The following is a 17744-nucleotide window of genomic DNA, read 5'->3' as shown; positions in this document are numbered from 1 at the left end:
TGCGCGAGTCAGTCGCGTCGGCCCGATCGCGTCGGGCGTGTGGCGCGGTCTCGACGAGCCGGCGAAGGCCCCGGGGCTCTCCTCAGCCCGCGCGCACCGTGAGCGTGCTTGACCCGTCCGGGAGCCGGCGCACCTCGATCCGGTCGGCGAGCTGCTGCTTCATCGCCTCGACGTGCGACACGACGCCGACCACCCGCCCGCCGGCACGGAGCTTGCCGAGCTCGGCCAGCACGGCGTCCAGCGTGTGCGGGTCCAGCGAGCCGAAACCCTCGTCGACGAACAGCGTCCCCAGGTCGATGCCCCCGGCCTCGGCGGTCACGACGTCCGCCATGCCGAGCGCCAGGCACAACGACACGTAGAAGGTCTCGCCGCCCGAGAGCGTCCGCGGGTCGCGCGCGGCCTCGATCCGGTGGTCGACGACCTTCATCGCGAGGCCGGTGCGCCGTGCGCGCGTGTCCTCTCGCTCGTCGCTCCGCACGAGCTCGAACCGTCCGTCGGACATCAGCAGCAGGCGCTCGTTCGCCGCGGCGACGACGTCCTCGAAGCGGCGCACGAGCACGAACGTCGCCAGGCTCAGCGCACGCGCGTTGTCCGACCCCGCACCGGTCGCCAGGTTGGCCATGCGGATCACGGGAGCGGCGTCGCGCGCCGCTGCTGCGTGACGTGCGACGGTCGCGGCCACCTCGACGGACGCAGCGTAGGCGTCGGCCGCGCGACGGCCCGCGACGGCGAGCGCGCTCGCGGCGGCGTCCGACCGTCGCTCGGCCACCTCGGCCCGCACCCGCACCCCGGCGAGGTCGAGCTCGACCACCTCGGGGAGGTCCGCCAGCTCCGGTGCACGGAGGCCGGCGGTGACGCGAACCACGGCGGCCTCGTGCGCGGTCACCGCGTCCTCGAGCGCGGCAAGGGCGGCGGGCTCCACGAGCGCACCCCGGGCCTCGGCCACCTCGGCGAAGCCGTGCGCGCGCAGCCCGTCGTCGAGCTCCAGCCGGCGGAGCTCACGGGCACGCTCGGCCTCCTGGACGGCGCGCGACGCGGTCACGAGGCGGTCCGCACCGGCGATGCGCTCCTTCAGCGCCGCGCGGCGCTCGCGCACGGACGACGCGGCGCCGCGTGCCGTCGCGATCTCGCGCTCGTGGTCGGCGAGCGTCGCATCCAGCGCCGTCAGCCGCGACGACGACGCGCGCGTCGTCCGCAGCGTGTCGGCCTGAGCCCGCGCGGCCTCGGTCGCGGCATCGTGCTCGTCGAGCTCGCGCTGCAGGCGTGCGACGTCCTCCTGGGCGGCCTCCGCCTCGGTCACTCCGGCCTCGGCCTCGGCGAGCTGCGACTCCGCCTCGGCGACCTCGAGGCCGCCCGTCGCTGCGAGGTGAGCGGTCAGCCGCTCCGCGAGTGCGGCAGTCGCAGCCGCGAGTCGCGCGAGCTCCCCGTCTGCGACGGCGCGCGCCTGCGCGGCGTCCTCGATCTCCTGCGGGTCGGGGTGGTCGGCACCGACCTGGGCCGGTGCCGGGTGCTCGACCGCACCGCAGACCGGGCAGGGCTCGCCGGTCCGCAGCGCGGCGGCGAGCTCCCCGGCCATGCCCTCGATCCGTGCGGCACGCAGGTGCGTCTCGGCCCGAAGGGCGGCGCGCGCCGTCTCCACCGCGGCGCGGTGCCGATCGGAGGCGGTCGCCAGCTCGGTCCGGGTGCGCTCGGCGTCCTGGGCGTGCGTCAGGACGGCGCGGACGGCGCGCGCGCGTTCCTGCCGCGACCCGACCTGACCGGCGAGGGTGGCGGCACCGGCCTGCTGCGCGACGATCCGTCGCCGCTCCTCAGGCCGGGCGAGGAGATCCTGCTCGACGGCCACGAGGTCGTCGTCGATCCTGACGAGCTCGGCCGCGAGCTGCTCCCGCGATGCTCGCAGCGCCGGAAGCCCGTCCTCGATCGCGACGACCCGCTCGAGCGTCGCGACGACCTCACGATCACGCGCCCGGGAGGCATCCAGCGCGTCCACGTCCAGGTCGCTGAGCAGTGCGACGAGTTCGGCGGGCGCCGCAGCCACGGCGGCACGCCAGGACTCCGCCGCCGTGCTCCAGACGGCCTCGGCACGGTCGGCGCCGTCGAGGAGCGGTCGCACCACGGCGGCTCGTCTGGCCTCGCCGAGCCTCGCGCGCCGGGTCGCGTGGTCGGCCGACCGCGCGTCGAGCGCCGCCTGCTCGGAGCGGAGCGCGTCACGGCGCGCGACCGCGGAGGCTTGGGCGGTCGCCGCGTCCAGCGCCTCGCGCGCGGTCAGGTGCTCGGCACGCGCCCGGGCGGCGTCGGCCGACGCGCGCTCGGTGGCCTGCCGCAGTCGCACGACCTGAGCGTCGACCAGGTCGACCAGGTCGGCCGCGACGCCCTCCGCGGCGGAACGGATCTCCGAGGCCGGCCCCGTCCGCTCCTCGGGCCCACCGGCATCCGGCGCGATCGCTCTCGGCACGGCCACGTCCGACGCGACGACATCCGACTCGGCATCGCCCCGCTCGTCACCAGCCACGACGTCGTCACCCTCGACGTCGCCGACCGCATCGTCGCCACCCTCGACGTCGCCCACCGGATCGTCGTCCGTCAACGACGCGGCCCCGATGAAGTGCGCCGCCGCGCGTCCGACGTCCGCACGGGCCTCCGCGACCGCGCGCCCGACCTCGCGTCGCATCTCCTCGAGCTGCCTCTGCAGCTGCTCGTACGCCTGGGTGCCGAAGATCTTCTGCAGCAGCCCGCTGCGCGCCTCGGGGTCGGCCCGGAGGAAGCTCGCGAACTCGCCCTGCGGCAGCACGATCGTCTGGACGAACTGCTCCCGGTCGAGTCCGATGGCCCGCCGGAGCTCCAGTCCCGCCTCGTCGAGCCGGGTCGAGACGATGTCCCCGTCGAGCTCGTCGAGGTCGTCGACCGGGCCGTCGGGCAGGCTCGTGAGCCGCCAGAGCTTGACGGTCGCCTGCTGACGCACGGTCCCCTCGCCGCGCTTCTTCGGCCGGTCGTACTGCGGGGTGCGGCGGACCCGGTAGATCCCGTTGCCGGTCTCGAGGACGAGGTCCACGACGCTCTCGACGCCGTCGGCCGCATGGCCCGACCGCAACCGGTCCTCGCTCGCCTCGGCCGAGGCGACCTTGCCGTACAGCGCGAAGACGATCGCGTCGATGAGCGTCGACTTGCCGGCGCCGGTCGGGCCCTCGAGCAGGAAGATCCCGGAGGCCCCGAGCGCCTCGAAGTCGATCGTGTGCCGACCGGCGAAAGGTCCGATGGCCTGCAGCGTCATCGAGTGCAGGTGCATCAGGCGCTCCGCTCCGCCGCGGTGACGCGCTTCCAGGCGCGGCGCAGCGCGGCCAGCTCACCGGGCGTCGCCGGCGTCCCCGTGACGTGCTCGACGAACTCGCCGGCGACCTCCAGCGGGTCACGGGTCGCGCTGATCGCGACGGCACCGCCGATCCCGCTCGCCGCGGACGACCGGTGCTGCATGACGAGCGCGTGCGGGAACCGTTCCTTGAGCCGCACGTACATGCCGGGCGGGCGGGCCGCATCGGTCACGGTGATCCGCAGCCAGTCGTCCAGGTGCGCGTCGCCCGCCGGACCGAGCAGGTCGTCCAGCGTGCCGGTCAGGTCGGCGAGGCGGCGCGGTACGGGCGCCGCGACGAGCACCTCGCCGACCAGCCCCGCATCGGTCACCTCGACGAGGACGGTCGACTTGCGCTGGTGCTGCTCGGAGAACGAGTACGCGAGCGGCGACCCGGAGTACCGCACCCCGTCGGCCACCCGTTGCGGCCCGTGCAGGTGACCGAGGGCCACGTAGTCCACCCCCGCGAAGACCCCGGCAGGGACGTGGTCGACCCCGCCCACGCGGATGTCCCGCTCCGAGTCGCTCGGCTCGCCACCGACGACGAACGCGTGCGCCATGACGACGCTCCGCACGGGACCGGCGGCTGCTCGTTGCGCCAGGTCCGCCCGCACCCGCGCCATCGCCGCTCCGAGCACGGCCTCGTGCGACCGTGCCAGGGCCGGGGCGCGCGCGTCGTCGGCGTCACCCTCCTCACCCGGCGCCTCGCCCGTCGCGAGATCGCCTCGCTCGACACCCTCCCGCGCGACGGTCACCGATCCGCCAGCGTCCGCCGTGCCGCCCAGCTCCCGGCGGACGACATCGGGGTCGAGGTACGGCAGCGCGTACACGAGCACGGCCACGCCGTCGGAGCCCGTCACGACGACCGGCGTCGCGATCCCGTCGACGCGCGCCCGCACGTGCAGCTCGGGGCGCATGAGCCCCGCGCCGAAGCCCAGGCGCGCCGCGGAGTCGTGGTTGCCGGGCGTGACGACGACCGTCGTGACCTCGGCGAGGCGGGTGAGCGTCTCGGACAGGAGGGTGACGGCCTCGACCGGGGGGACGGCGCGGTCGTACACGTCGCCGGCCACGAGCACCGCGTCCACGCGCTCCGAGCGTGCGAGGTCGACCAGGTGGTCGAGGTACGCGGCCTGGTGCTCCAGGAGGTCCACGCCGTGGAGGCTGCGGCCGAGGTGCCAGTCGGAGGTGTGCAGGAGCCGCATGCCGTGAACCTAGCGGTGCGCCCGGACATCCGCCGACGCGTCGCACCACTGCACAGGGCGCGCACAGCGGGATCTCGCCCCACGCAGGGGGGCCGGCGGCAGTGTGGACGTCAGACCACCCCGGTGCAGCGCCGGGGCACCCGGGAGGAGGTGGGACATCGACAGCACCGTCATGAACGGCCCCCTTGGACGGTGTCGCTCCTGCTCAGGCGGGGGCGACACCGTGGTGCGCGGCGCACGGCTCAGACGGCGTCCGGCGCGGCCTCGGCCAGCGGGATCTCGTCGGCCATGCCGATCGCGTCGAGCAGCTCACCGACGACGTGCCGGGGGTCCCACAGGCTCATGGCGAGGCCCGCCTCGCGCGTGGCCATCCGGAGCTGGAGCAGGAACGCGACCCCGGTGGAGTCGATGAACCGCAGGTCGGACGCGTCGCAGACCACGGGCGCCGACGCCCCGAGCGCCTGCCCCATCGCCGTGCTCGCCTCCTCGCGGAGCGTCGCGTCGACATCGCCCCGGAGGTGGACGACGGTGTGCGGGGAGCCGCACTCGACCTGGATGGACCCGACGGCCCCGGCCGGACCGTGGTCGCCGTCAGTCATCGATCCGGGCCTCCGGCTCGGTCACGTCGGCCACGGTCGCGTGCAGCGCGGCCACGAGGTCGTCGCCGCCGACGGTGGCGGCCACCCCGTGCGCGCCGGCACCGATCGACACCGGCCGGCCCACGACGCGCTCGTCGGCCACGACCGGCCAGGGATGCGTCGACCCGAACGGCGTGATCGTCCCGCGCTCGTAGCCGGTGACCTCGAGGGCGACTGCCGCGTCGGGCATCGACAGGCGGCTGACGTCGAGCAAAGTGCGCAGCTTGGGCCACGAGATCGTGCGGTCGCCCGGGACGAGGACGAACAGGTAGTCGTCGTCGCCACGTCGCACGACGATCGTCTTGATGACACCCGAGGGTTCGAGACCCCGCGCGGCGGCGGCCTCGGCCAACGAGGACACCCGGTCGTGGCGCGTCAGCACGTAGTGGATCCCGGCGGCTTCGAGCGCACCGACGGCCCGGGCCTCACCTGACTCTGGTGCGTCCATGGGGACCACCATGCCATCCGGCACCCACCAGGTCACGGGTAGCGCCGGATCTCGCTGGAGCCGTCGGTCCGCTCCCGGTCGGGGAGCGGCCGGCGCTCGGTCAGCTCCGGGCGACGAGCACCGGGCACGGCGCGTGCATCACGACCGTGTGGCTCACGGACCCGAGGAGCATGCGCGAGACCCCGTGCAGCCCCCGGCTGCCCACCACGAGGAGCCGCGCACCGACGGCCGCCTCCAGGAGGGCCTGGGCGGGGTTGTCGTGGACGAGCCGCCGGTTGATGGTGAGGTCGGGGTAACGATCACCGAGGCCGGCCAGCGACTCGGCGAGCACCACGCGCTCGCCCTCTTCGACGAGCGCGTCGTTCGAGCCGGAGATGACGTCGACGGACAGGTACGTCACCGGTGACAGCCAGGCGTGCACCACGGTGAGCTCTCCACCGAGGCGGTCGGCCTCCTCGGCCGCGAGCGCGACGGCCTTCACGGAGTCCGGTGAGCCGTCGGACCCGACGACCACGCCGTCTCCCGTGGTCCCCGTCCCCGCCGGGACGACGACGACCGGCGAGTGCGCGCCGGCCACCACCTGGTAGCTGAGCGACCCGGCGAAGACCCGTTCCATGAAGCCGAGCGGGTGCGAGCCGACGACGACGAGCGCCGCGTCCTCGGAGAGCTCGGTGAGGGCGCGTGCCGGTGTGCTCCGCGACAGCGTGGTGCGGACGACCAGGTCCGGCTCGGCCTCGAGGGCGCGCTTCTTCTCGTCGTCCAGGAGCGCCTCGGAACCCTGCGTGATCGCGTCGTCGTACAGCAGCTCCATGCTGGAGTACGGGACACCCACGGCGTACACGATCTCGAGGTCGTCGCGCCGTGCGGCGGCGGCATGCGCCGCCCAGACCAGAGCGTCGTGACTCGAGTCGGTGCCTTCGACCCCGACGACGACGGTGCGTGCCATGGCGTGCTCCTCCCTCGAACGCCCAGGGCGACGAGCGAGGTCGAGCGACCCGAGGGCCGATCGGAGTCACACGCACCCGGGACGTGCTGATACCTCCACCGTTGAACCATGCCGCGAAGCCGTCAAGGGGCCTTGGTCCTGCCCAGGCGTCTGACGTCGTCGGATACCACTGCTGCCGCCGAAACCGACCGCCAGGAGGACAGGGCGGCGCACACTGTCACCTTGATGGTCTACTGCGCTGCGCACCCGCGAGGACCATGCTGACCCCAGGCCAAATGGTGAGGAAGGACGCGAGATGGACACGCAGAGCAGTGCCAACGCCGACGTGTACCGGCGGGCGACCGACGCCGCGGCCACGGAGCGCCGGGAGATCCAGGCCGAGATCGCGACCCTCGAGGCCCGCATCGTCAGCCTCCGGACCCGCGACGCCTCCCTCGAGGCCCTCGTCCGCACGCTCCGCGAGCTGCTCCCGTCAGCGCTCGACGCCCCGACGCCGTACATCCCGTCGTACACGCTCATCGAGGACTCGCCCGACCTCCGGCACCGGTCCTCGATCGGCGACACCGAGCTCCGCGGGCGGAACGGGTCACGCAGCATCTGACGGCGATCGGCACCGTCGGCACCCGCGCTGAGCTGGGCGATCGCCGGTCGCGTCGCCGGTCGCGTCGCTGTGGCGGTCAGGTGGCCGTCAGGTGGAGCGTCGGGACGACCCGCTCCGCGCAGCCAGTACCCTGACGCGCGGCCACGCCGCAGACGACGACGTTCTGCCACCGCGAGAGGGATGACGACGACGATGCTCCTGCTGTCCGACCCCGCACCGATCGACACCGGGAACACCGCGTGGATCATCGTGTGCACCGCGTTGGTGCTGCTCATGACCCCCGGGCTCGCGTTCTTCTACGCCGGCATGGTCCGGTCCAAGCACGCCCTCGGCATGATCATGCAGAGCTTCGTGACGATCGCGGTCGTCTCGGTGACGTGGTCCGTCGTGGGCTACTCGCTCGCGTTCGACCGGGACGCCGGCGGTGGCCTCGTGGGCGGCCTGCACCTGGTGGGACTGACCCACGCCGAGGTCGCCGTCCCCGGGATGAACCTCACCGTCCCCCCGCTGGCCTTCGTGGCGTTCCAGCTGATGTTCGCGATCCTGACCGCTGCCCTGATCAGCGGCGCGTCGGCCGACCGCATGCGGTTCGGTGCGTTCGTGACCTTCATCGCCGTCTGGTCCGTGCTCGTGTACGCACCGCTCGCGCACTGGACCTGGTCGCCCGACGGGTGGCTCAACAAGGCCGGCCTGCTCGACTTCGCCGGCGGCACCGTCGTCGAGATCTGCTCCGGCGCGTCGGCCCTCGCGCTCGCCCTCGTGCTCGGACCGCGACGGGGGTGGCCGCGGGAGATGATGGCGCCCCACAACCTGCCCCTGACCCTGCTCGGCGCGGGTCTGCTCTGGTTCGGGTGGATCGGCTTCAACGCCGGGTCGGCACTGACGGCCGGGACCCTTGCGGCGAGCGCGGCCCTCGCGACGCACCTCTCCGGCGTCGGCGGCATGATCGGGTGGCTCGCCCTCGAGAAGAAGCTCACCGGCAAGGCGACGACCCTGGGCGGCGCCTCCGGCGCGGTGGCCGGCCTGGTGGCGATCACTCCCGCGGCCGGGTTCATCTCACCGATGCCCGCTCTCCTCGTCGGGGCGATCGCCGGCGTCGTGTGCCTGTTCGCGATCCGGCTGAAGTTCCGGTTCCGCTACGACGACTCGCTCGACGTCGTCGCCGTCCACTACGTCGGCGGGGTGATCGGCACGCTGTTCATCGGCCTGTTCGCCGCGGCGGCCGTCAACCCCGCCGTGCGGCACCAGGGCCTGCTGCTCGGCGGCGGACTCGTCCAGCTCGGCCACCAGGCCCTCGGCGTGCTCGCGGCCAGCGCGTTCGCCTTCGCCGCGACCTACCTGATCGCGCGCGTGCTGCGTGCCACGATCGGGTTGCGCGTCGGGCCCGACGAGGAGACCGAAGGCCTCGACTCCAGCCAGCACGCCGAGACGGCCTACGAGTTCACCGCGACCTCCAGCATCGGAAGGACCCACTGATGAAGCTCATCACGGCCATCATCAAGCCGTTCAAGATCGGCGACGTGCGCGACGCCCTCGGCGAGCTCGACGTGCGCGGGATGACGGTCTCCGACGCGCAGGGCTACGGCCGCCAGGGCGGTCACACCGAGGTCTACCGCGGTGCCGAGTACCAGGTCGACTTCGTGCCGAAGGTCCGCATCGAGGTCGTCGTGGACGACGCCGACGCGGACCGCGTGCTCGACACGATCGTCCGCGCGGCCCAGACGGGCAAGATCGGCGACGGCAAGGCGTGGGTCCTGACCGTCGACGAGGTCGTCCGCGTCCGGACCGGCGAGCGCGGCCCCGCAGCCGTCTGACCGGGTGCTGGCTGGTCTCGCGGGGCTGGCCGGGTGCTGGCTGGCCGGGTGCGGCCCGACCGAGCGATGGCTGGTCTCGCGAGGCTGGCCAGGTGCGGGCTGGCCGGGCGATGGCGGTCTACGCCGGGCCCTCGTCGACGATGATCCAGCGCGCGACCATGCTCTGGCGCGCGAGCAGGAATCCCCAGCTCACGCGTGAGGTCGACGTCCCGCCCGACTTCTGCTCGGCCAGCGTGAACCGCGCGGGGACATAGAGGACCTGGGCGTACCCGTCGGCAGCGGTCCCGTGGCCGTCCTTGGCAACGGGCGCGCCCAGGGAGAGCCCCGTGATGTTCACCGTGTTCGTGAACCATCCGTCGGGCCGGTCGAGGATCGCGCTCACGTGCTTCGGCGCGACCAACCCCTCCGCCCGCACCATGTCGTGAGCGTTGACGCCGGCGATGAAGTCCGTGATCGTCGACTCGGGAGTGATGCCCGACGGATCGGTCGGCATCGTCGCGTGAATCGGAGTCGGGGTCGACTCGCCGGCCGTTCCCCCGTTCGCCGCCACCGAGCCGCAACCGGTCGCGAGCGTCACCACGGCCACTGCCCCGAGCACCACCCGCGCGACGCGCAGCGTCGTCCGCCGTGCCCGTGCCACCACGTCGACCCCCAACCCGCTCGTGCCGCGTCTCGACCGTCGCATCGACGACGGCGCCCGTCCGCTGCGTCCGACGCTACGCCGCCGTCGGTGGGGCACGTCGGTCCGCAGTCGGCCGACCACCGACCACCGACCACCGACCACCGACCACCGACCACCGACCACCGACCACCGACCACAATGCACGATCGATCCCGTCTTCGTGAACCCCCGCCTCGGCGTCCTCCCCATCGACGCACGCCGGATCCGAGCGACGAACGCGGACGAGGTCACGCGACGGCCGGTCCCGTCGCGATCGGTGCGCTTCGTCGCGCAGACCGCTCGGCACCTCGTGATCGAACGACACCGTCGCACGGAGGTCGGGTCGTCGAGTCTCCGCCCGTGCCGGTCCGCAATCGCCATCGTTCACCAGAGCGCGCACCTCGACGAATACGCGCCGAACTCCGGACAAAGGCATTGTTCGCCCTCTTGCGCCCTTGCGGAAATCGCATTTCTGTGCTATAGTTCGCGCATTGATATGTAGCATTGTCGACGTGAATTCTTCATCCGAGATCAGCCGCACCGCCCTGACCTCCGCGGCCGCCCGCGCCGCGCACCTGCTCGTCGACCACGAGCCCCTGATCTTCACCGACACCCTCGCACAGGCACTCCTCGGTGAGCGCGCCGACGAGCTGATCGACTACCACCGGAAGTTCGGCGACCACCCGGTCCTCGCCGGCGCCCGCACCGAGGTCCTCTGCCGCAGCCGGTTCACCGAGGGACTCCTCGCCGAGAGCGGGCTCGCGCAATACGTGATCGTCGGCGCCGGCCTCGACACGTTCGCACTTCGCATGCACCGCGACGCGGACGCCCCTCGGACGGTCTACGAGGTCGACCGCCCAGCGAGCCAGGAGTGGAAGCGCCACGCGATCGAGGCCGCCGGGATCGTCCCGCACTCCGCGCCGACGTTCGCCCCGGCCGACCTCGAGCACGACTCGCTCCTCGACGCGCTGGTCGCAGCGGGCTTCGACCTGGCACGACCCTCGTTCGTCAGCCTCCTCGGCGTCTCGATGTACCTGACCGGCTCCGCGCTCGCACGGGTCGCCGCCGAGCTCGGCACGCTTCCCACCGGGTCCCAGGTCGTTCTGGACTACATGCTCGTCCCCTCCCTGCGCGACGAGGCAGGACAGGCTTACGCGGAGGCCGTCGGCGCCGCAGTGGCCGAGGACGGCGAGCCCTGGCTGAGCTTCTACGCCCCTGAGGACCTGACGTCGATCGTCGTCGGGGACGGTTTCACGACGGTCCGCCACGTCCCCTACGAGAGCTCCATCGACCCGAGCCTGTGGCACCGCACCGACGCCCTCGCCCCGATGCGCCTCTCCGCCCTGCTCCACGCCACCCGGTAACCCCGCGCTCCGCACCCCATCGCTGCGCGCTCCGTCGCTGCACGCTCCGCGCCGCGGCCGTGACGATTGATGTGCCTGTGACGCGTGCGCCACCTCACCAGCCACACGCGCCCCACTGTCACCACGTGCGGCGCCCAGCGCGGACGGGGCCGCTCCCCGGACGCTCCCGGATCGGGGTCGTGGGCTCGGGCGCGGCGGGGGCGGACGGGGGCTGTGGGGAAAACACGGCGCGATCCGCGCAGGGCAACGGCGACAATGGTGTGTTGTGAGCACAGGACCGGACCAGGGGCAGGCGTCGGACGCGCCCCGGCCGCCCCGACGGCGTCGCGGCGGCTCCGGCCGGAGACGTCGGGGGCCGTCGGACTCGCCGGACTCCCACGTCGGCTCCACGGACCCAGATCGCACCGTTCGCCCGAACGAGTCCGCCCACCTGGACGGGCCCGCCCGCGGCACCGTCCCCGCACCCGGCGACGCCGACGCCACCCCCGCCGCCGGTCCGACACCCCCGCACCAGACCCGCCATCCCGACCAGCGCCGGAGCGGCCGCCCCCGCACCGATCGCCCTGCGGGCCGGACGAGCGCACCCACCGCACGCCGCTCCTCGGGCTCACGTGCCCGCACGGCACGGGCCGAGGCGCGCCGCGCGGTCGAGCTCCCGCCGATCACGTATCCCGAGCAGCTCCCCGTCTCGGCACGCCGGGAGGACATCGCCGCGGCGATCCGCGATCACCAGGTCGTGATCGTCGCGGGCGAGACCGGCTCGGGGAAGACCACCCAGATCCCGAAGATCGCGCTGGACCTCGGCCGCGGGCGGGACGGGCAGATCGGTCACACGCAGCCGCGCCGCATCGCCGCGCGAACCGTCGCGGAGCGCATCGCGGAGGAGCTCGGCACGACGCTCGGCGAGACGGTCGGGTACCAGGTCCGGTTCACCGACACCTCGGGCGAGAACACGCTCGTGAAGGTCATGACCGACGGCATCCTGCTCGCGCAGATCCAGCGCGACCCGATGCTGCTCGCCTACGACACCCTGATCATCGACGAGGCCCACGAGCGGTCGCTCAACATCGACTTCATCCTCGGGTACCTGACGCAGCTGCTCCCTCGACGTCCGGACCTGAAGGTCGTCATCACCTCGGCGACGATCGACTCCGAGCGGTTCGCCGCGCACTTCGCGTCCCCACCGAGCCCCGGGCACCCCGACGGCACGCCCGCCCCCGTCATCGAGGTCACCGGCCGGACGTTCCCGGTCGACATCCGCTACCGCCCGCTGGTCCCCGACCCCCCACCACCCGACCCCACCTCCGCCACCCCCACCACCCCCGCCGAGTGGAGCGATCTGCGACCGACACGCGGGCGTGTCGTCGCAGATCGCTCCACTCGAGCGAAGGGTGGGGAGAGGCGCGGCGAGGAGCGGGACGTGCTCACCGCCATCTGCGAGGCCGTCGACGAGCTGTGCGCCGAAGGACCGGGGGACATCCTCGTCTTCCTGGCCGGCGAGCGGGACATCCGCGACACGGAAGAGGCGCTCGTCGGACACCTCGGACCCCGCGTCGCAGGCGCAGGACGGGCGGCGCCGGCGAATGCCGTCGAGATCCTGCCGCTGTACGCGCGACTGTCCTCGGCCGACCAGCACCGGGTGTTCGAGCCGCACGCGACCCGTCGTGTCGTCCTGGCCACCAACGTCGCCGAGACCTCCCTCACCGTCCCGGGGATCCGCTACGTGATCGACCCGGGGACCGCGCGCATCTCGCGCTACTCGAAGGCCACCAAGGTCCAGCGCCTCCCGATCGAACCCGTGTCCCAGGCCTCCGCCAACCAACGGTCCGGTCGGTGCGGGCGGGTGGCCGACGGCATCGCGATCCGCCTGTACTCCGAGTCGGACTTCGCCTCACGACCGGAGTACACCGAGCCGGAGATCCTGCGGACGTCGCTCGCGTCGGTGATCCTGCAGATGGTCGCGGTGGGGGGTGGCGTCGTCGCCGGGTGACGTCGCCCGGTTCCCGTTCGTCGACCCACCCGACACCCGCGCGATCCGCGACGGGGTGCAGCTGCTCACCGAGCTCGGCGCGCTCGGGACCTCTCCGGCCGACGAGCCCAGCACGACGGTCGTGCCCGCGGCCTCCGAACCCGCGACGGCCGACGCCTCCGCAGCAGCGGCCACGACGACAACCGGACCCACGACGGCGACCGAGCCCGCGACGGCGACCGGAGCAGCACCCGCCGACAGCTCGACGAGACCCGAGGGCCACCGCGGAGAGACCGGCGGCCCGGACGAACGCGACGACGCCCGCCACGGCAGCCGCAGCAGGCTCACCGACGTCGGCCGTGCCCTCGCCCAGCTCCCGATGGATCCACGGTTGGGCCGGATGATCGTCGAGGGCGGGCGGAGGGACGTCGCCCGCGAGGTCATGATCATCGCGGCTGCGCTGTCGATCCAGGACCCGCGCGAACGCCCGGCCGAGCAGCGCGCGCAGGCGGACCAGGCCCATGCCCGCTTCAACGACCCGACGTCGGACTTCCTGAGCTACCTGAATCTCTGGGAGTACGTGAAGGAGCAGCAGCGCGAGCTCTCCGGCAGCGCGTTCCGTCGGATGTGCCGGGCGGAGTTCCTCAACTACCTGCGGTTGCGCGAGTGGCAGGACGTCGTCACGCAGCTGCGCGAGATGGCCAAGCCGCTCGGGATCACGGTGCGCCCCCGGGGGCCCGCGCGACCGTGTCGAGCGGGCCGGCGTCGGGCACGGTCCGTCGCTCGGCGCCGGGGGCCGCCGCGTTCACCGCCGAGCAGGCGGCCGCCTCCGCGACGACGCGCGGCACGCCCGCCGGCACCGGCACGTCGCCCGCGGCGCCCGGTGGCAAGCGGCCGCGGGGCACCGATGCCGAGCCGGACCGCCGCCTGTCGTGGGACTCCGACCGCATCCACCAGTCCCTGCTCGCCGGTCTCCTCTCGCAGATCGGCATGCAGGAGGTCACCGAGGTGCGCGTCGGTGCGCGGGGCGGTTCGGCGCCGGACGCCAAGGGGGCGGCCAGGCGGCAGACGCGCAACGAGTACCTGGGCGCGCGGGGTGCCAGGTTCGCGATCTTCCCCGGGTCCGGTCTCGCCCGGAAGCCCCCGGCGTGGGTGATGGCGGGGGAGCTCGTGGAGACGTCACGGCTGTGGGGGCGCGACGTCGCGCGGATCCAGCCGGAGTGGGCCGAGGAGCTCGCGTCGCACCTGGTCAAGCGCACGTACTCGGAGCCGGCGTGGTCCACCAAGCAGGGGGCCGCGATGGCCTACGAGAAGGTGCTGCTGTACGGCGTGCCGATCGTCACGCAGCGGCGGGTCCTGTACGCGAAGGTCGGCCCGGCCCACGCGCGGGAGCTGTTCATCCGGCACGCGCTGGTCGAGGGCGAGTGGACGACGCACCACGCGTTCTTCCACGACAACCTCGAGCTGCTCGCCGAGGCGGAGCGGCTCGAGGCCAAGGCCCGACGACGCGGCCTCGTGGTCGACGACGAGGTGCTGTTCGACTTCTACGACGAGCGGATCCCGGCCGACGTCGTCTCGGCCCGGCACTTCGACACGTGGTGGAAGACCGCACGCCGCAGCGACCCGTCGCTGCTGTCGTTCACCCTCGACCTGCTCCTGCCGGAGGAGGTCGAGGAGGTCGACGAGTCGCAGTTCCCGTCGCTGTGGCCGCAGGGTGATCTCGAGCTGCCGCTCAGCTACCAGTTCCAGCCTGGGACCGACGCCGACGGTGTGACGGTCCACGTCCCGCTGGTCGTCCTGAACCGGGTCCGGCCCGAGGGCTTCGACCGGATGGTGCCCGGTCTGCAGGCCGAGCTCGTCACGGCGCTGATCCGGTCGCTCCCGAAGTCCGTCCGCGTGCAGCTCGTGCCGGCGCCCGACGTCGCCCGCGAGATCGTCGCGTGGATGTCCGCGAACCTGCCGTCGTGGGTGGACACCGTCCGTGCCGGGGACATGGCGACGTCCCTGCACGACGACGTCGCGGCGGCCGTGCGCGCTCTGCGCGGGGTCGAGATCCCCGCCGACGCGTGGGACGACGAGCGGCTGCCGGCGCACCTGCGCATGACGTTCCGCGTCGAGCAGGAGCGCGCCGGGACGTCGGTCGTCGTCGAGGAGGGCAAGAGCCTCCTCGCGCTGCAGCGGCAGCTCGCTGCGCGCAACGAGGACGCGGTGCGGGTCGCGGTCCGCTCGGCCGTGCGGTCGGCGGTCCGCTCCTCCACCGAGGCCGCGCCGCCGTCGCCCACCACCCCCTCCCCAACCGGTCGAGTGGAGCGAACTGTCACGACACGCCCGCGTGTCGGTGACAGTTCGCTCCACTCGACGGGCGCGGTCGCGGAGGCAGAGGCGGAGGCGGGCGCGGGAACGGGGATCATCGAGAGGACGGGACTGCGGACGTGGCCGCCGGACCTCGCGGAGCTGCCGACGCTGGTCACCACGACCGGCGCGTCGGGACACCGGATCCACGGGTACCCCGCGCTCGTCGAGGAGCCGGCGCGCGACGGCTCCGCCACCGTCGCTCTCCGGGTCCTCGGTGACGAGGTGCGGGCGTCCGCCGAGCACCACCGCGGCGTGCGCCGGCTCCTCCTGCTCGACGTCGGGCTGTCGACGCCACGCGTCACGACCCGCTGGTCCGGGACGCAGGCGCTCACGCTCGCCGCGAGCCCGTACCGCACCACCGACGACCTCGTGGCCGACGTCCAGCTCGCCGCGATCGACGTCCTGCTCGGCGCCGGCTCGGCGCCCGGACCGGGAGGGTCGCCCATCGACCCGCGCGACCTGGCGACGTGGACCGCCGCACGCACGGCCGTCCGCGCGGGGCTCGAGGACGCGGTGCACCGCGTGGTCGGCGACGTCGTCACGGTGCTCGGCGTCGCACGTGAGCTGGACGGTGAGGTCCGCGCCGCGACGAGCCTGGCCCTCCTCAACACCCTCACCGACATCCGTGACCAGTCGGCGGCGCTCGTCCACGCGGGGTTCGTGAGCGAGGTCGGCGCCGCACGGCTCCCCCACCTTGCCCGCTACCTCCGCGCCGCGCGGCTGCGACTGGCGAAGGCGACCGAGAACCCGAACCGGGACGCGGAGCTCGCCTGGCGCGTGCACGAGCTCCAGGACGCCTACGACGACGCGAGGGCTGCCGCGGCAGCGGCCGCACCGGATGCCGCACGGACGGCCGGGCTGGCGGAGATCCGGTGGATGCTCGAGGAGCTGCGCGTCAGCTTCTTCGCCCAGCAGCTCGGGACACCCGTCCCGGTGTCGGAGAAGCGGATCCGGACAGCGTTGACCGCCCTGTCCTGACGCCTGCCGCACGACGCCTCAGCCGAGTGGATGAATTTCCCTCGTCCACCGCTCGCGTCCCGGTCGCCGAGACCTACAGTGGCGTATGACCTCCATCCCCGAGCCCGACGACGTGGCCATGGCGGCGCGTGCGCTCGAGGGACCCCTGGAGCCCCCCAACGAGGAGGTCCTCGAGGCCGTGCGCGAGGGGCTCGACCGTGTCCCGGTGCCGCCGCCGACCCCGTTCTTCGGCATCCCCAGGCAGTGGACCCGTCCGCGCAGGCTCCGCACACCGTTGCGGCGGCGCGGCACGACGTGATCGGTCGGGCCGGCTGATCGCGTGATCGACGTGCGTCGGACGGCCGATTCGTCCGTCATGCGTCGTAATATCCGGGTCATGGATCTGCTGGACAGCCGCACGGGAGCGGTGCGTGTCACTCCCGGCGCACCGGCCGGTCCCCCGAGCGCCGAGGTCCTCATGGCTGTCCACGCCGCTCTGCTCGATCTCGCCGCACCGGCGGACGACGGCGATCTCACGCTGTCCGACGAGGCGGTGGCGGCCGGCCGCATCACGGCCCGGCGCGTCTCGTGACAGCCGGCACCTCGGACATGCCGGGCGCGCCCAGCGCACCGGATGCACCCGGCGCCGCCGGCACGCTCCCGACCGGTCGGTGCTTCGGCGACGGCGACCCGCTCTACGCGGCGTACCACGACCACGAGTGGGGTCGCGCTGTGCACGGCGAGCACGAGCTGTTCGAGCGGATGAGCCTGGAGGCGTTCCAGTCGGGGCTCGCGTGGATCACGATCCTGCGCAAGCGTCCGGCCTTCCGCGAGGCCTTCGCGGGCTTCGACCCGCGCGTCGTCGCGACGTTCGGGGACGACGACGTCGCCCGGCTGCTGTCGGACGCCCGGATCGTGCGGAATCGCGCCAAGGTCGCGGCGACGATCGCCAACGCCCGCGCGCTGGTCGCACTCTGGGACTCCGGGCGCACGCTCGACGAGCTGTTCTGGTCCTTCGCCCCGGCGGGCCCCCGCGCGCGCCCGGTCACGTGGGCGAACGTCCCCGCGAAGACGACCGAGTCGGCGGCCCTCGCCCGGGCCCTCAAGGTCGCCGGGTTCCAGTTCGTCGGCCCCACGACCGCGTACGCGGCGATGCAGGCGTGCGGGTTGGTCGACGACCACCTCGTCGGCTGCCCCGCTGCCACGCCGTAGCCCTCCCGGCCCAACCCCGTCCGACCCCGTCCCGACACCTGTCAAGTGGAGCGAACTGCCACCGACACGCGGGCGTGTCGTGGCAGTTCGCTCCACTTGACCCGGGCCCGACCTGCGCCCGACGCATGTCCGGCGACGGTCCGGGTCGAACGGTCGCCGGGGAGTCTGCGGCGTGACCGCAGGTCGAGACGGCACGTCCACCATATGGGCACGCGTTGTCACATGCTGATA

Annotated in this window: 14 protein-coding genes and 1 pseudogene; 9 read left to right on the top strand and 6 right to left on the bottom strand. The window is 73.4% G+C overall.

Features of this window, described 5'->3' with window-relative positions:
- Positions 1–82 precede the first annotated feature (82 nt).
- The 5 genes from LJB74_RS10835 to LJB74_RS10815 form a co-directional block, all read right to left on the bottom strand.
- Complete coding sequence (locus tag LJB74_RS10835) at positions 83–3286, bottom strand: SMC family ATPase (protein WP_259308540.1); 3204 nt, start codon at positions 3284–3286, stop codon at positions 83–85.
- Positions 3286–4548, bottom strand: coding sequence for an exonuclease SbcCD subunit D (locus tag LJB74_RS10830; protein WP_259308539.1), 1263 nt, complete (start codon positions 4546–4548; stop codon positions 3286–3288). Before LJB74_RS10830 ends, LJB74_RS10835 begins: the two co-directional genes overlap by 1 nt.
- A 242-nt stretch (positions 4549–4790) precedes the next feature.
- Positions 4791–5147, bottom strand: a complete 357-nt coding sequence (locus LJB74_RS10825; RefSeq protein WP_259308538.1) for an STAS domain-containing protein — start codon at positions 5145–5147, stop codon at positions 4791–4793.
- Positions 5140–5634 (bottom strand): aminoacyl-tRNA deacylase, encoded by a 495-nt coding sequence (locus tag LJB74_RS10820; RefSeq protein ID WP_259308537.1) that lies wholly within the window; start codon positions 5632–5634, stop codon positions 5140–5142. The genes LJB74_RS10825 and LJB74_RS10820 overlap by 8 nt, the downstream gene beginning before the upstream one ends.
- Positions 5635–5734: 100 nt before the next feature.
- Positions 5735–6580: a universal stress protein gene (locus tag LJB74_RS10815; RefSeq protein WP_259308536.1), complete on the bottom strand. Its 846-nt coding sequence runs from the start codon at positions 6578–6580 to the stop codon at positions 5735–5737.
- Positions 6581–6875: 295 nt separating this feature from the next.
- On the opposite strand from LJB74_RS10815, the gene LJB74_RS10810 reads away from it, so the two are divergent.
- From LJB74_RS10810 to LJB74_RS10800, 3 genes are all read left to right on the top strand, one after another.
- The gene (locus tag LJB74_RS10810) at positions 6876–7181 is read left to right on the top strand and encodes a hypothetical protein (protein WP_259308535.1); all 306 of its coding nucleotides are present in this window, start codon (positions 6876–6878) and stop codon (positions 7179–7181) included.
- 180 nt (positions 7182–7361) lie between these two features.
- Positions 7362–8657, top strand: a complete 1296-nt coding sequence (locus LJB74_RS10805) for an ammonium transporter (RefSeq protein ID WP_259308534.1) — start codon at positions 7362–7364, stop codon at positions 8655–8657.
- Complete coding sequence (locus LJB74_RS10800) at positions 8657–8995, top strand: P-II family nitrogen regulator (protein ID WP_259308533.1); 339 nt, start codon at positions 8657–8659, stop codon at positions 8993–8995. The genes LJB74_RS10805 and LJB74_RS10800 overlap by 1 nt, the downstream gene beginning before the upstream one ends.
- 118 nt (positions 8996–9113) lie before the next feature.
- Here LJB74_RS10800 and LJB74_RS10795 read toward each other — a convergent pair whose 3' ends face one another.
- The gene (locus LJB74_RS10795) at positions 9114–9635 is read right to left on the bottom strand and encodes a hypothetical protein (RefSeq protein WP_259308532.1); all 522 of its coding nucleotides are present in this window, start codon (positions 9633–9635) and stop codon (positions 9114–9116) included.
- A 533-nt stretch (positions 9636–10168) separates the two neighbouring features.
- On the opposite strand from LJB74_RS10795, the gene LJB74_RS10790 reads away from it, so the two are divergent.
- From LJB74_RS10790 to LJB74_RS10770, 6 genes and pseudogenes are all read left to right on the top strand, one after another.
- Complete coding sequence (locus tag LJB74_RS10790; protein ID WP_259308531.1) at positions 10169–11020, top strand: class I SAM-dependent methyltransferase; 852 nt, start codon at positions 10169–10171, stop codon at positions 11018–11020.
- 661 nt (positions 11021–11681) lie between these two features.
- The gene (locus LJB74_RS20865) at positions 11682–13010 is read left to right on the top strand and encodes a helicase-related protein (protein ID WP_396125228.1); all 1329 of its coding nucleotides are present in this window, start codon (positions 11682–11684) and stop codon (positions 13008–13010) included.
- Between the two features lie 313 nt (positions 13011–13323).
- A pseudogene (locus tag LJB74_RS20860) lies at positions 13324–16322 on the top strand (DUF3418 domain-containing protein); the annotation flags it as partial.
- Positions 16323–16407: 85 nt separating this feature from the next.
- Entirely contained in the window at positions 16408–16620 is a 213-nt protein-coding gene (locus tag LJB74_RS10780; RefSeq protein WP_259308530.1) for a hypothetical protein, read from the top strand.
- 78 nt (positions 16621–16698) lie between these two features.
- Positions 16699–16893, top strand: a complete 195-nt coding sequence (locus tag LJB74_RS10775; protein WP_259308529.1) for a hypothetical protein — start codon at positions 16699–16701, stop codon at positions 16891–16893.
- A 17-nt stretch (positions 16894–16910) separates the two neighbouring features.
- Entirely contained in the window at positions 16911–17513 is a 603-nt protein-coding gene (locus tag LJB74_RS10770; protein ID WP_259310340.1) for a DNA-3-methyladenine glycosylase I, read from the top strand.
- The last annotated feature ends 231 nt before the right edge of the window (positions 17514–17744 follow it).

Source organism: Cellulomonas sp. P24 (assembly GCF_024704385.1).
Taxonomy (GTDB): Bacteria; Actinomycetota; Actinomycetes; order Actinomycetales; family Cellulomonadaceae; genus JAJDFX01.
This window is presented reverse-complemented; position numbering and strand designations above follow the sequence as displayed.